The sequence below is a fragment of the Variovorax sp. ISS6 genome, from assembly GCF_056523145.1.
Genome location: NZ_JAWRZC010000002.1, coordinates 227,968 through 242,136, shown reverse-complemented (window position 1 = coordinate 242,136; position 14,169 = coordinate 227,968). Strand labels below are relative to the sequence as shown.

12 protein-coding genes are annotated in these 14,169 nt (G+C 71.4%); all 12 read left to right on the top strand.

Going from position 1 to position 14,169, the window contains the following annotated elements; all coding sequences use genetic code 11:
- The first annotated feature begins 129 nt into the window (after positions 1-129).
- The 12 genes from gspG (at position 130) to AC1HIL_RS32960 (ending at position 14,143) form a co-directional block, all read left to right on the top strand.
- A complete protein-coding gene (gene gspG, locus AC1HIL_RS33015) occupies positions 130-579 on the top strand; it encodes a type II secretion system major pseudopilin GspG (protein WP_479669101.1) in 450 nt (149 codons plus the stop codon).
- On the top strand, positions 576-1,616 hold the full coding sequence (gene gspK / locus AC1HIL_RS33010) for a type II secretion system minor pseudopilin GspK (RefSeq protein WP_479669102.1): 1,041 nt from the start codon (positions 576-578) through the stop codon (positions 1,614-1,616). The genes gspG and gspK overlap by 4 nt, the downstream gene beginning before the upstream one ends.
- Entirely contained in the window at positions 1,613-2,785 is a 1,173-nt protein-coding gene (gene gspL, locus AC1HIL_RS33005) for a type II secretion system protein GspL (RefSeq protein WP_479669103.1), read from the top strand. Before gspK ends, gspL begins: the two co-directional genes overlap by 4 nt.
- A gap of 8 nt (positions 2,786-2,793) precedes the next feature.
- Positions 2,794-3,444: a type II secretion system protein GspM gene (gene gspM, locus AC1HIL_RS33000; protein WP_479669104.1), complete on the top strand. Its 651-nt coding sequence runs from the start codon at positions 2,794-2,796 to the stop codon at positions 3,442-3,444.
- On the top strand, positions 3,444-6,074 hold the full coding sequence (gene gspD, locus AC1HIL_RS32995; protein ID WP_479669105.1) for a type II secretion system secretin GspD: 2,631 nt from the start codon (positions 3,444-3,446) through the stop codon (positions 6,072-6,074). The genes gspM and gspD overlap by 1 nt, the downstream gene beginning before the upstream one ends.
- Positions 6,071-7,510, top strand: a complete 1,440-nt coding sequence (gene gspE, locus AC1HIL_RS32990) for a type II secretion system ATPase GspE (RefSeq protein WP_479669106.1) — start codon at positions 6,071-6,073, stop codon at positions 7,508-7,510. The genes gspD and gspE overlap by 4 nt, the downstream gene beginning before the upstream one ends.
- Positions 7,511-7,518: 8 nt before the next feature.
- On the top strand, positions 7,519-8,721 hold the full coding sequence (gspF, locus tag AC1HIL_RS32985) for a type II secretion system inner membrane protein GspF (protein WP_479669107.1): 1,203 nt from the start codon (positions 7,519-7,521) through the stop codon (positions 8,719-8,721).
- A gap of 257 nt (positions 8,722-8,978) precedes the next feature.
- Positions 8,979-10,217, top strand: a complete 1,239-nt coding sequence (locus AC1HIL_RS32980) for a substrate-binding domain-containing protein (RefSeq protein ID WP_479669108.1) — start codon at positions 8,979-8,981, stop codon at positions 10,215-10,217.
- 198 nt (positions 10,218-10,415) lie between these two features.
- Positions 10,416-11,579 (top strand): substrate-binding domain-containing protein, encoded by a 1,164-nt coding sequence (locus AC1HIL_RS32975; protein WP_479669109.1) that lies wholly within the window; start codon positions 10,416-10,418, stop codon positions 11,577-11,579.
- A gap of 208 nt (positions 11,580-11,787) precedes the next feature.
- Positions 11,788-12,543, top strand: a complete 756-nt coding sequence (locus AC1HIL_RS32970) for an STN domain-containing protein (protein WP_479669110.1) — start codon at positions 11,788-11,790, stop codon at positions 12,541-12,543.
- Positions 12,540-13,136 (top strand): RNA polymerase sigma factor, encoded by a 597-nt coding sequence (locus AC1HIL_RS32965; protein WP_479669112.1) that lies wholly within the window; start codon positions 12,540-12,542, stop codon positions 13,134-13,136. Before AC1HIL_RS32970 ends, AC1HIL_RS32965 begins: the two co-directional genes overlap by 4 nt.
- A complete protein-coding gene (locus AC1HIL_RS32960) occupies positions 13,136-14,143 on the top strand; it encodes a FecR family protein (RefSeq protein ID WP_479669113.1) in 1,008 nt (335 codons plus the stop codon). The genes AC1HIL_RS32965 and AC1HIL_RS32960 overlap by 1 nt, the downstream gene beginning before the upstream one ends.
- Positions 14,144-14,169 lie beyond the last annotated feature (26 nt).

Sequence of the window (14,169 nt, the reverse complement as noted above, 5' to 3'; positions counted from 1 at the left end):
TGTGAAGCTGGCGTGACGACGAGCCCGCGAGGGCGCGCGCGCCAAGCTCCCGAGGATTTTCAATCGGACTGACATCTACCGCTGCGAGCATGGACCGGACCGCTGAAGTCCAATGTTCGGGAGCGAAAGATGACCGCAGTTTCAAGCCGTCGCCGCACGGATCGGCAGACCCGTCTTGAGGCGGCCTTCACCCTCATCGAACTGATGGTGGTGCTCGTCATCATCGGCGTGCTGGCGGCGCTGATCGTGCCCAGCCTGATGGACCGTCCCGACCAGGCACGCGCCACCGCGGCGCGCCAGGACGTGGCGGCCATCATGCAGGGGCTGAAGCTCTACCGCCTCGACAACGGCGCCTACCCGAGCGCCGCGCAGGGGTTGCGCGCCCTGGTCGAGAAGCCCTCGGCGGGCAAACCGCCGGCCAACTGGCGCCCCTACCTGGAACGGCTGCCCGCCGACCCCTGGGGCAATGCCTACCAGTACCTCAACCCCGGCACCCGCGGCGAGATCGACGTGTTCTCGCTCGGCGCGGATGGCGAGCCCGGCGGCGAGAAGGCCAACGCGGACATCGGTTCCTGGTGATCGCGGGCCCACACGTGCGCGGCTCGATCGTCATCGCGGCAAGGGCGGACCGCGCGCGGCAGCGCGGCATGGCGGTCGTGAGCGCGCTTTTCATCGTGGCGCTGATCGCCGCGCTCGCCGCCGTGATGATGAACCGCCAGAGCGCCGCGATCCGCGAAACCCAGGGCGAGCAGTCGCGAGTGCAGGCGCGCTGGCTGCTGCGCGGCGAACTCGGCGCGGCACAACAACTTCTGCGTGCCGAGGCCACGCGCGATCCCACCACCCGGCTCGACGGCGCCTGGAGCCGGCCCTCGGTGCGGCCGGCCGGCGGCCTGCTGGCCGTGGAGGGCGGCGCCCGCCTGGTGAGCGAGATCAGCGACGAACAGGGCAAGTACAACCTGCGCAACCTGGTCGAGCGCGGGCGCATCGACCCGATCGAGCTCGGGATCTTCCAGCGCCTGTGCGCCTCGCTCGGCGTGCCGGCGACCGCATCGCAGGCGATCGCGCGGCGGATCGCGCTGAGCTTCGGTGACGACGAGTCCGCCACCTCGGGGAGCTTCGCGGCGCAGGAAGGCGCGGTCGATCCGGCGGCCGTGGCCGCCGCGTCGCTGGGCCTGCCGCTCGACCTGCCGCGCCAGCCCAGGGCGCCGCGCCCGCGCGCGGTGGAGGACCTGCTCGCCACCGCCGGCGTCGACGCCACGGCGGTCGCCAGGCTGGCTCCCTTCGTCACGGTGCTGCCGTTTCGCACCTGGATCAACGCCAACACCGCGAGCGCCGAACTGGTGGCCGCGGGCGTGCCGGGCCTCTCGCTCGAACGCGCGCGCGAACTGCTGGCCGCGCGCGACCGTGGCCAGTGGTTCATCAACACGGGCGATTTCTCCAACCGACTCCAGATGCCGGAATTCGACACCCTGGCCCTGCGCATCGGCGTCACCAGCAACTGGTTTCGCGTGGCCAGCATGCTCGAGACGCCGCGCACGAAGTTCTTGCAGACGGTGCTGCTACTCGACGACAAGGCTTCGCTGCCGCGCGTGATGTGGTTGCGGGAGGGCGTATGAAAGCCCGCCCCGTGCAGCGCCTGCGGCTGCGGCTGCCCGGATGGGCGGGCGAGGGCGGTGGCCCGGTGCTGGCGCACTGCGGCTGGCGCGCGGAAGACGGCACCTGGCACGACGAGGGCGAGTTGGCGCTGGCGACCATCGCCGAGCGCTTCGCGGCCCGGCGCGTGGAAGCGGCGCTGCACCCGGCCGACACGCCGATGCGGGCCTTCGTCCTGCCGCCGCTCACCGGCCGCCGACTGCGCGAGGCCGTGCTGGGTGCCGTGGAACCCTGCGCGCTGCAACCGGTGGAACAGCTCGTGGTGGCCTTCGGCCCGCGCGATGCGCGCGGCCAGGTGCCGACCGCCTGGGTGGCGCGCGACACCATCGAGGGCTGGCGCGTGCTGCTGCATCGCCACGGCCTGCCGGTGCGCGAGCTGCACCTGCCGACCGCCTTCCTGCCCATGGCCGCCGAAGGCGGGACGGCCTGGCCCATCGAGCGCTGGCTGATCGTGCGCATGGGCGCGGCCCAGGGCTTCGTGCACTGGCTGCCCGAGGGCGAGGACCGCGCGCTGGCGCTCGCCGCGCAGGCGGGCGACGCGGCGCCGGACGCGATCCGATGGCTGGACGACGAACCGGCGGACGCCGCGCACTGGTCGGGCGAGGGCTGGGGCTGGGCGCTGCCCGCGGGCGAGGCCGCGAGCGACGGCATGGCCGCCTCGCTCGCGCTGCCCGCGCTGGGCTGGGGGGCGCTCGCGCTCGTGGTGTGGCTGACCGTTCTCAACGTGCAGGCCGACCGCCTGGCGGCACAGGGGCAGGGCCTGAAGCGGCAGATGGCGGCGCGCGTGCAGGCCGCCTTCCCCGACATCCCGGTCGTGGTCGATCCGCTGAAGCAGGCGCGCCAGCACAAGGATGCGCGCGCCGCCGGCGACGTACCCGTCACCGGGAGCGACTACGCGGGCCTTTCGCAGGCCGCCGCGAGCCTGCTGGCCGAGGTGCCCACGGGACAGGTGCAGCGGCTCGACTACGCCGCGGGAACGCTGCGCCTGCGCTGGCGCGAGGGCGGCGCGCCGGTGGGCGAGGCATGGCGTGCGTTGCAGGCCCGGGGCCGCGAACGAGGATGGGTGCTCGAGGGCGATGCGGCCGAACTGCGCCTCGGTGTCGCGGCGCCGGCAGCACAGGGCGGCCCATGACGCGGCCCATGAACGCCGTCCCGCGGCGCCTGCACGCGCTGGCCGGCCGATGGCATGCGGCGGGACAGCGGCTGCGCGCGGGTACCGCGCGCTGGTGCGCCTTGCCCGCGCGTGACCGCCTGGCGGTGGGAATCGCGGCGCTGGTGATGGTGCTGGCCCTGCTGTGGCTGCTCGCGGCCCAGCCTGCGCTCGAGCGGCGCGCGCGCTGGCAACGCGAGCTGCCGCTGTTGCAGGCCCAGTCCGCCGAGCTCGAGCGGCTGCTGGCCGACGTGCCAACGGCACGTCCGCTCGACGCACCGCGGCGCGGCGGCACGGCGGACGCCGACGGCCTGCGCGAACCGCTCGCCGTCGGGCTCGACCGTGCCGGCCTGCGCGGCCTCTATCGCATCGACGCCGTCGTGGCCGATGCGCCCGGCGCCGCCGGCAAGCCGGCCCCGGCCAAGGCCTGGCGGATCGAATTCGACGCACCCGTTCCGCCGGGATGGGTGCTTTCCTGGCTCGCGGAAGTCGCCGCGCGCGGCGACCTCGAGGTCGGCGCCGCGATGCTCGAGCGTGTCGCACCTGTCGCTTCCGGGAACGGCGGCGATGGCGGGGCGCAAGGCAGCGTGCGCGGCCGGGTGGACCTGCAGTCCACCCAACTCATCAAGGACGGTCAGTGATGCGAGATCGAATGGGCCCGGCATGGCGCCGATGGGCAACGGCGTGCGGCCTGGCATTGGCCGCCGCGGGCAGCGGCGCGGCGCCGGCCACGGACACCCAGGGCGTGGCGGCCGCCGCCGCGCCGCAGCCCGCGCGCGGCGGCCGCGACGAGCGCGTGGTGCTCAACTTCGTCGATGCCGACATCGCCTCGGTGGTCTCGGCGCTGGCCCGCTTCCTCGGACGCAGCTTCCTGTTCGACCCGCGCGTGAAGGGCCAGATCACCCTGGTGTCCGAAGGCGAGGTGCCCGCGCCCACGGCCTACGCGATGCTGTCCTCGGCCCTGCGCATGCGCGGCTTCGCGATCGTCGACGTGGGCGAGGTGAGCCGCGTCGTGCCGGTGGCCGACGCGAAGCTGCAGGGCGGCACCGTCAACACCCGCAGCCCCGGCGGCGGGCTGGCCACGCGCACCTTCCGGCTCAGCTACGAGAACGCCGAGGCGATGCTGCCGGTGCTCAAGCCGCTGATCGCGGCCGAAAACAGCATCGCCGCCTATCCGGCCAACAACACGCTGGTGGTGACCGACTACGTCGACAACCTCGAGCGCCTGGCGCGCATCATCGAGAGCATCGACACGCCGACCTCGCTCGACGCCGACATCGTCAAGCTGCGCAACGGCGTGGCCACGGATGTGGCCGCGCTGGCGTCGGAACTGCTCGAAGGCAGCGGTGGCGAGAAGGGCCGCCGCGACATCGTGGTGCTGGCCGATCCGCGCTCCAACAGCATCGTGATCCGCTCCAGCAGCCCGGGACGCACGGCGCTCGCGCGCGAGCTGATCGCCAAGCTCGAGAACGCGCAGAGCGATCCGGGCAACCTGCACGTGGTCTATCTGCGCAATGCACAGGCGGTGAATCTCGCGGGCGTCCTGCGCGGACTTCTGACCGGCGAATCGCCGGACACCGCCACCAGCGGCAGCGGCTCGGTACGCGCGGCGCTCGGCGCGGGCGGCATGCTCGCGGGCGCCGGGGCCGCGAACGGTGGCGGCACGGCGGGAACGAGCGGCGCGAACGGCACGGGCGGCACCGTGGGCAGCAGCGGCGGCAACACCTCGGGCGGCAGCAACGGCAGCCGCTTCGGTGGCGGCGTGTCCGGCACCGCGGGCGGCACCGGCGGCCGCGGCGGCTCGGCGGGCGGCGGCGGCGGGGCCACGGCATTCTCCGCGGGCGGCGTGACGGTGCAGGCCGATGCCACCACCAACACCCTGCTGATCGCCGCACCCGAACCCATGTACCGCAGCCTGCGGCGCGTGATCGACACGCTCGACCAGCGGCGCGCGCAGGTGCTGGTCGAAAGCCTGATCGTCGAGGTGACCGAGACCGATGCGGCCGAGCTCGGCATCCAGTGGATGGCCACCGGCCGCAACGGCCAGGTGATCGGCGGCGCGAACTACGGCGCGGCCACGCTCAACGCGGCCGCGCGCAATTCCATCGAGGCCTTGCCGCGCGGACTCAACATCGGCATCGTCGACGGCACCGTCAACCTGCCGGGCGTGGGCGAGATCCTCAACCTCAAGATGCTCGCGCGCGCGCTGCAGGCGAAGAACGGCGCCAACATCCTGTCGACCCCGAACATCCTCACGCTCGACAACGAGCCCGCGTCGATCATGGTGGGCAAGACCGTGCCTTTCGTGAGCGGCCAGTACATCACCAACGGCACCACCAACAACAACCCGTTCCAGACCATCCAGCGCGAGGACATCGGCCTGAAGCTCAACATCCGCCCGCAGATCTCCGAGGGGGGGACCGTCAAGCTCGACATCTACCAGGAGGTCTCGAGCATCGACGAGCAGAACTCGGGCCTCTCGGGCATCGTCACCAACAAGCGCGCGCTCGACACCAGCGTGCTGGTGGACGACGGCCAGATCATGGTGCTCGGCGGACTGATGGAAGACAGCGTGACCCACGGCAGCGAGGGCGTGCCGGTACTCGGCGACGTGCCGGTGCTCGGCAACCTGTTCCGCTACGACAAGCGCCAGCGCGCCAAGACCAACCTGATGGTGTTCCTGCGGCCCTACGTGATCCGCGACGCGAACGCGGGTCGCGGCCTCACGCAGGACCGCTACGACTTCATGCGCATGCAGCAGGGCCTGGTGCGGCCGCCCGCGCGCGGCCTGCTGCCCGGCATGGGCGCGCCAGCGTTGCCGCCTTCGGACCTGCCGGTGGCCGCGCGCACGCGCTCGCTCGACCTGCGGCCCGAAGGCTGGGAGCGCACGCGCGAGCAGCCACCGCCCGCCACTCTCACCGACAGCACCGTGCGCCAGCGGCCCGCGCCGCCACCGCAGGCCGCCGAGGACACGGTGCGCACCCGGCTTCCGCTGGGCCTGACCGTCGCCTCCGATCCTTCGGCGCTCTACGGGGGAAGCAACGACAAGGTCACGGTGATCCAGATCGCCGATGTGCGCGCCGACCAGGACGCGCAGCGCATCGTCCAGCGCGTGCGCATCAGCGGCATCGCCGCCTATGTGGTCGGCGGGCCCGGCGGCGAGGGCAACCTGGTGCGTACCGAGGTCGCGCGCGATCCGCAGGCCGTGGACAACGCCGTCGCGCTGCTGCGCGAACTGGGCTTCCGCCCGGAACTGGTGATCTCCCCATGAGCCCCGCGCTTCCCCACGCCTGGGCGCGCAGCCAGCGCATCGTCCTGCAGCCGGCCGACGAGGCGGCGGCCGAGGGCGCGTGCATCGTCGTCTGCCGTCGCACGCCGGGCTGGGCCGTGGCGGAGGTGCGGCGGCGCTTCGGTGCGCTGCCGCTGCACCAGGTCGGCGACGGCGAGATGGACCGGCTGCTCGAGCGCGGCTACGCCGAAGGCGACGATGCCGCCTCGGTGGTGGGGGCGGTCGAGCAGCAGGTCGACCTCGACCGCCTGATGCAGGACATTCCGGCTGTCACCGACCTGCTCGACGCCCAGGACGATGCGCCGGTGATCCGGATGATCAACGCGCTGCTGGCGCAGGCCGCGCGCGATGGCGCAAGCGACATCCACCTCGAGTCCTTCGAGACCCATTCGGTGGTGCGCTACCGCGTCGACGGCACGCTGCGCGACGTGGTGGCGCCGCGCAAGGCGCTGCATGCGGCGCTGATCTCGCGCATCAAGATCATGGCGCAGCTCGACATCGCCGAGAAGCGACTGCCGCAGGACGGCCGCATCACCCTGCGCGTGGGCGGGCGCCCGATCGACGTGCGCGTGTCGACCGTGCCCACCGCGCATGGCGAGCGCGCCGTGCTGCGCCTGCTCGAGAAGGACGCGGGCCGCCTGCAGCTCGAACGCCTGGGCATGGCGAGCAACACCCTGGCCGAACTCACGCGGCTGGTGCGGCAGCCGCACGGCATCGTGCTGGTCACGGGGCCCACCGGCAGCGGCAAGACCACCACGCTCTACGCGGCGCTCGGCCAGCTCGACCTGTCGACGAGCAACATCCTCACCGTCGAGGATCCGGTCGAGTACGACCTGCCGGGCATCGGCCAGATTCCCGTCCACGCGAAGATCGGCATGACCTTCGGCGCCGCCTTGCGCGCCGCGCTGCGGCAGGATCCCGACAACATCATGATCGGCGAGATCCGCGACCTCGAGACCGCGCAGATCGCGGTGCAGTCCTCGCTGACCGGGCACGGCGTGCTGGCCTCGCTGCACACCAACGACGCCGTGTCGGCGGTCACTCGCATGAGCGACATGGGCATCGAGCCCTTCCTGCTGTCGTCCTCGCTGCTGGGCGTGCTCGCGCAACGCCTCGTGCGCCGTCTTTGCCCCGAGTGCAAGACGGCGCATCCGCAAACAGATGGGCGCACCGTCTACCGGCCGGCGGGCTGCCCCGCCTGCGGCCACTCGGGCTTCAAGGGCCGTACCGGCATCCACGAGCTGTTCGTGATCGACGACGAGATCCGGCGCCTGATCCACCAGGGCGGCGATGAGCAGGCCATGCGCGCCGCCGCCGCCGAGCGCGGCATGCGTTCGATGCGCGAGGATGGCCAGCGCTGGGTCCGCGAGGGCGTGACCACGGCCGAGGAAATCGTGCGCGTGACGCGCGACGCCTGAGCTTCGCCATGGCACGCTTCGAGTTCGAGGCCGCGAACGGCGCGGGCGAGATCCAGCGCGGCAGCGCCGAGGGCGAGTCCGCTCGCGCGGTGCGCGCCCAGTTGCGCGAGCGCGGCCTGACGCCGCTGCAGGTGCGCGAGGCCGCGGCCGGCGGCTCCTTCTCCTTCCTGAACCCGGCGCTCGGTGCCGCCGACCTGTGCTGGTCCACGCGCGAGCTCGCGAGCCTGCTGGGCGCGCGGTTGCCGCTCGAGGCGGCGCTGGTCGCCACCATCGAGCAAGCCGAGCGTCGGCATGTGGCCGAGGCGCTGAGCGCGGTGTGCGACGGCGTGCGCGCCGGCATGCGGCTGGCCGACGCGCTCGGCGAGCGGCCGCGCGACTTCCCGGCGATCTATCGCGCGCTGGTGAGCGCGGGCGAGGACTCGGGCGACCTCGCGCGCGTGATGGAACGGCTGGCCGACTACCTCGAGAACCGCGACAACCTGCGCGGCAAGGTCCTGACCGCCTTCATCTACCCGGCCGTGGTCGGCTTCGTCTCGCTGTGCATCGTCGTCTTCCTGCTCGGCTACGTGGTGCCGCAGGTGGTGGGTGCCTTCGCGCAGGCGAAGCAGGAGCTTCCCGCGATCACGCGCGCGATGCTGGCGGCCAGCGCCTTCGTGCGCGAATGGGGCTGGCTGAGCGCGGGCGTGCTCGCGGCCGGCTGGATCGCCGCGCGTGCCGCGCTGCGCGACGCGACAAGGCGCATGCGCTGGCATGCCGCGATATTGCGCATGCCGGTCGCGGGCCGCTTCGCGCTCGGCGTCGACACCGCGCGCTTCGCCTCCACGCTGTCGATCCTGATGGATGCCGGCGTGCCGCTGCTGCGCGCGCTCGAGGCCGCGCGGCAGACGCTCGGCAACGAATGGATCAAGCGCTGCGTGCTCGAGGCCACCGGCCGCGTGAAGGAGGGCACGCCGCTCGCCGCCGCGCTGAAGGCGCAAAGAATATTTCCCTCGAACCTCGTCCACCTGGTCGCCAGCGGCGAGAAGACGGGAGCGCTCGCGGCGATGTTCGAGCGTGCCGCGCAGAACCTCTCGCGCGACCTCGAGCGCCGCGCGATGCGACTCACCACGCTGCTCGAACCCCTGATGATCCTTGGCATGGGCGGCGTCGTGATGGCCATCGTGCTGGCCGTGCTGATGCCGATCATGGAGATGAACCAGATGGTGCGCTGAGGACGAAAGTCCTCGCGCGATCGTCTTCGCGCGATCTCGCGTGTTGCCGGATGCAGCGCGAACTCGGGAGTTTTCCACCGCGTCTTCCCGAGCTTTTTTCGGCCTGCTGTCACCCCCCGAAAAGAAGATTCATGGGTCGCCAGGAAGGCGGCACAGGTAGCGAGGAGGCAGGCGGATTCGATGGCCCCATGGGGCCCCGCGAACCACCTGTCTTTGGCAGCTCAAATCTTTATTGGTCAATGCAAAGGAGTTTCCCAATGCGTGCAATGTTCAAGCCGGTCGCGATGGCGGCCGTGATGGTGGCGGGCCTCGTGGCCGCCGGTGCAGCTTCTGCCCAGATCGCCGTCGGTGGCGGTGCGACCCTGCCCGAGGTGCTGTACGACGCAATCCTGCCGAGCGGCGTGGGCCAGACGAACTTCAGCTACACCGGCACGGGCTCGGGCGCTGGCAAGACGGCGTTCTACACGAACAACGCCACCAGCTTCAAGAACGAATCGCTGGCCACCACGCCCGCCTGGGGCGCGACCCAGTCGGTGCATTTCGCCGGCAGCGATTCGCTGGTGACCAGCACCGAGCGTGACGCCTACAACAACGACGTGTTCCCGGCCGGTGGCACGCAGACCCGCCTGCAAGCCTGGGGCCGCCAGATCCAGGTGCCCGCCGTCGGCACCGCCGTGCTGGTTCCCTACAAGCGCGCCGGCATCGCCGACCTGAACCTGACCGACGCACAGATGTGCGCCGTGTTCAGCAACAAGACCGGCGGCCAGACCTGGGGCCAGCTGCGCGGCACGACCGACGCCACCACCGTGAAGGTCGTCTACCGCACCGACACCAGCGGCACGACCGAACTGCTGAGCCGCTACCTGGTCGCCGCCTGCCCGGGTTCGGGCTTCGTCGTCTCCAACGCCTTCACCACCGTGGTGGCCGGCGCCCTGACCGGCGGCACGATTCCCACCCACTGGGTTCCCGTGACTGGCAGCAGCGGTGTTTCGGGCGCCTTCGGCACCGACAGCCGCATCGGCTACCTGAGCCCCGAAGCCGCCTACACCGGCAGCGACAACTCGGTGGTCGCGAAGATCAACGGCAACCTGGCCGATGCCACCGCGATCCAGACCGTGCTCGCCACGAAGGCACTGCCGACCGCTGGCGTGACGCCGGCCGAACTGATCGCCGCGCGCGATCCGCTGAACTGGGTCCCGGCCTATGCCAAGCCGGCCAGCGGCTATCCGATCTTCGGCACGACCAACCTGCTCGTGAACCAGTGCTACAAGGACGCCAACGTCCAGACCAAGGTTCGCAACTTCCTGGTCGGCCTGTTCGGCACCACCTACAACGCCACGATCACCTCGCACAACTTCGTGAACCTGCCGGCCACCGGCACGGACACGAAGAACTGGAAGAAGGCGATCTCGGACGTGTTCCTGAACGTGAACCATCCGCTGGGCATCGGCAACGTCAGCGTCTGCAACGGCATCGGCCGCCCGCTGGCGAACTGATCGACAAGGACCGTATCGCGGTCCGACCGCTGGCATGACCTTCGGGGCAGGCCAGCGATCCCGGCCCCGGGGCGCGAAGGCTGCGATCGGCGGCCGGAGCCTTCGGGGCCTTCGCGCGTGTTCCGTTTCGTCACCTGTCCCCCGTCGTGCGCGCCGACGCGAAGGCGCGTCTCCCACACCCCTCGCCGGAGTTCCCTCATGCTTGCAAACTGCCTGAAGACCGCCGCGTCCCTGCTCGCGGCCACGGCCCTGTGGACCGCCGCGAGCGTCCACGCCCAGATCGTCGTGGGCGGTGGCTCGCCCGTTCCCCAGCCCCTGTACGAGACGCTGATGCCCAGCGGCGTGGGTCTCACCAGCTTCAGCTATACGGGCATCGGCAGCAACGGCGCCAAGCAGGCCTTCCTCGACAACAACGCGAGCTCGCTCAACAACGAGTCCCTGGCGGCGCGGCCCGCCTGGTCCTCGATCCAGTCGGTGCATTTCGCCGCGGGCGAGGCACCGCTGAACGCGGTCGAGCTGTCGAACTACAACATGCTGCATGGCCTGGACTGGGGCCCGCTGGCCCAGCTCCCTGCACTGGCCCTGCCGGTGCTCCTGCCTTTCAAGCGCACGGGCCTGGCCAGCCTCAATCTCGGCACCGCGAAGATGTGTGCGCTCTTCGCCAGCAAGCCCGGCGGCCAGACCTGGGGCCAGTTGCTCTCGACCAGCGACCCGACCCCCGTCAAGCTGGTGTACCGCACCGATACCAATGGCCTCACCGAGGCGCTGAGTCGCTACTTGGTAAACGCCTGTCCGGCCGGGGGCTTCACGGTGTCGAACAACTTCGCCACGATGGTCGGCGGCGCATTGCCCGGCGGCACGATCCCTTCGCAATGGGTCGCCGTATCCGGCGACAGCGCGATGGCCGCCGCGATGACGGCCGACGGCCGCATCGGCTATCTGGCGCCGAATGCGAGCTTCACGGGCACCAGCCCCGCGGTCGTGGCCCAGATCAACGGCACGCTGCCGGTGACTTCGGCGATCCAGGCGGCCCTGGCCACGCAACCCCTGCCGGCGGGCGCGGCGAACAACCCGATGAGCTGGCTGCCGCCTTACGCGACGCCTGCTCCGGGCACGACCTACCCGATCGTCGCGCTCAGCGGCGTGCTGATCAACCAGTGCTATCGCGATGCCGTGGTGCAGACCAGGCTGCGCAACTTCCTCAACGGCTTCTACGGTCTCGCGAGCCTGCCCAGCCCCTACATCGCACTGCCGGCGGCCTGGCGCAGCACCATCGCCAGCACCTTCCTGGCCGGCGGCGGCCCGTTGTCGGTCGGCAACGTGAGCGTCTGCAACGCCATCGGCCGCCCGCTGCAGAACTGAGGGGACGTCCGCACGATGCAAGCCTGGCGTTCGTGCCGTGGCGAGGCGACACCGGTGCGCGGCTTCCATGTCACGCGAGCGTCACCACCACGGATTAACGTTGTTCCCAGACTGAGCCCGCCGCGCCGTCCCGGATCGTCCGGCGAACGCGGCGACTCGGGGGAATGCGCGCCTATCGGGTATGAGAGCGAATTCGGCATCGGTCAGTGTGCTGACACTGGTCGGGTGTCTGGCCGGAGCGGCCACGCTGCTCGCGCCGTGCGGCGCGCAGGCGCAGGCAGTGCGCTCGAACGCATCTGTAACGACAACAACAACAGCGACGCCGGCATCGCCCGGCGGGCAGATCGATTTCGACATCGGCGCGCAGCGCCTGGGCGATGCGATCGATGCGTACAGCCGGGCCACGGGACTCGACGTGCTGCTCGATGGCGAGGATGCGAGCCGCATGGCGGGCGCCGTGCACGGGCGGTTCAACGCCGCGCAGGCGCTCGAGGCGATGCTGGCCGGAACGGGGCTGGAGGCGCGCCATGCCAGCGCGACGTCGGTGGTGATCCAGGCCGCTCGCGCGCCGGTCGCGCCGGCGCCGCCAACGATGGCGGACGCGCCGGTGATCGAGGAGTCGGGGTTCCACGGAGGAGATGTCTTGTACCAGTCCTATGCCGCCCAGGTGCAGCAGGCGCTGCGCGCCTCGCTGTGCGGTGCCAGCGAAACGCGGCCCGGTGGCTATCGCCTCGCGTTGCAGTTGCGGCTCGACGCACGCGGCGCGGTCGAGCGCTTCCGCCTCCTGAGCACGACCGGCCAGACCAGCCGCGACGCGGCCGTGCTGCGCAAGGTGCGCACGCTTGCGGTCGGCGTACCGCCGCCGCCTTCGCTGCCGCAACCGCTGGTGGTCCTGCTGCTGCCGGAGGGGCCGGATGCCGAGCCGGCCTGTGCCACATCGGCTGCCGCCGGGGCCTTGCAGTGACGAATGACGCCGCGGGCCTCGCGGCGAGCCTGCGCGCGCGCGTGGTCGCGCGCTATGCCGAACTGCGCGGCAAGCTCGAGCGCATCGTGGGCTCGCGCGATGTCGCTGCCGACGCCATGCAGGAGACCTGGTTGCGCCTCGCGACCAGCGCCACCGAAGCTGGCGCGCCGCCCGGCGCGGGCGCCTCGAGTCCAGGGCTGGTGCACAACCCGGACGCCTACCTGCTGCGCATGGCCGCGAACATCGCGATCGACCGCTACCGGCACGACAACGAGGCACTGCTGGTGCGCGGCGAGATCGACGCGCTGATGCATGTGGTGGACGAGACCGCCGACCCCGCGCGCATCGCGAGCGCGCGCAGCGACGTGGACGCACTGAGCCATGTGCTCGCGCGCATGCCGGCACGGCGTCGCGCCATCCTCGTGGCCGCGCGTGTGGAGGGCCGCCTCAACAGCGAGATAGCGCAGCGCCTGGGCGTGTCGACGAGCACGGTCGAGAAGGAGCTGCGCGCCGCCCTGGAGTATTGCAAGAAGCATTTGCCGCACGTTGAGGCGGCGCAGCACGGCCACTACAGCGGTCCGAGAAAATACTGATGCTCGCCACCATGTCACTCGATCCGTCCGAACCCGGCTCGCCACAGCACCAGGCCCAGGCCTGGTGGCTGCGCCTGCATTCGGGCCAGGCTACGCGCGCCGATGCCGAGGCCTTCCGCGAATGGGCCACGCGCAGTGCCACGCATGCGCAGGCCTGGCGCGAGCTGATGCGCGTCTGGTCCTCGCTCGACCCGCTGCTGGTCGAGGAAGCGGCGCGCCAGGCCCTGCCCATGCGCAGGCCGCGCGGCTGGCGTCGCCTGCTCGAACGCGTCACCGGTGCCCGTGCGCCGTACTCTTCGGGCCGGCGTGCCTTCGTCGGCGGCGCCGTCACCGCCGCGGTGGCCGCGGGCGTGGTCGCGGTGAACCCCCCATGGGGACTCTGGCCCTCGGTCGAGGAGTTCGCGGCCGACTACCGCACCGGCACCGGCGAACAGCGCCAGCTCGCACTCGCACCCGACGTCGAGGTGCAGATGAACACCCAGACCGTGATCAACCGCAGCGGTGCCGGTGGCTTCGAACTGGTGGCGGGCGAGGCCGAAGTGGCGCTCGCCGGCGCCGAGCGCTTCTTCGTCGAGGCAGGCGGAGGGCGCATGCAGGCCCAGGCCGCGCGCATCAACATCCGCTATACCGGCCCGCAGGTGTGCGTGACCTGCCTCGAGGGCAAGGTGACGGTCATGGTGGCCGGCCAGCATCGCACGCTCGGGGAAGGGCGCCAGATCTTCTACGACAAGGCCGGGCTGCAGGAGCCGGTGCGTGCCGACGTGGCGAGCGTGGCGGCGTGGCGCAGTGGCGTGCTGTCCTTCGATCGGCTGCCGCTGTCGGAAGTGGTGGCGGAGATCAACCGCTACCGGCCCGGCAAGGTGTTCCTGCGCAACGACGACCTGGGCCGCACGCTGGTGCGCATGCAGATCGCGCTGCGCAGCATCGACAACGCGCCGCTGATGATCCGCGAACTCTATGGCGCGCGCATGCGCTCGCTGCCGGGCGGCTTCGTCGTGCTGAGCTGACGCGGTTCGCGTCTTTTTTTTCCACC

Bases quoted from the DNA above. Each gene is read 5' to 3' on its own strand.
- AC1HIL_RS32960 (WP_479669113.1), top strand. From the start codon at position 13,136: ATGCTCGCCACCATGTCACTCGATCCGTCCGAACCCGGCTCGCCACAG.
- gspD (WP_479669105.1), top strand. From the start codon at position 3,444: ATGCGAGATCGAATGGGCCCGGCATGGCGCCGATGGGCAACGGCGTGC.
- gspM (WP_479669104.1), top strand. From the start codon at position 2,794: ATGAACGCCGTCCCGCGGCGCCTGCACGCGCTGGCCGGCCGATGGCAT.
- AC1HIL_RS32975 (WP_479669109.1), top strand. From the start codon at position 10,416: ATGCTTGCAAACTGCCTGAAGACCGCCGCGTCCCTGCTCGCGGCCACG.
- gspF (WP_479669107.1), top strand. From the start codon at position 7,519: ATGGCACGCTTCGAGTTCGAGGCCGCGAACGGCGCGGGCGAGATCCAG.
- gspE (WP_479669106.1), top strand. From the start codon at position 6,071: ATGAGCCCCGCGCTTCCCCACGCCTGGGCGCGCAGCCAGCGCATCGTC.
- gspL (WP_479669103.1), top strand. From the start codon at position 1,613: ATGAAAGCCCGCCCCGTGCAGCGCCTGCGGCTGCGGCTGCCCGGATGG.
- AC1HIL_RS32980 (WP_479669108.1), top strand. From the start codon at position 8,979: ATGCGTGCAATGTTCAAGCCGGTCGCGATGGCGGCCGTGATGGTGGCG.
- gspG (WP_479669101.1), top strand. From the start codon at position 130: ATGACCGCAGTTTCAAGCCGTCGCCGCACGGATCGGCAGACCCGTCTT.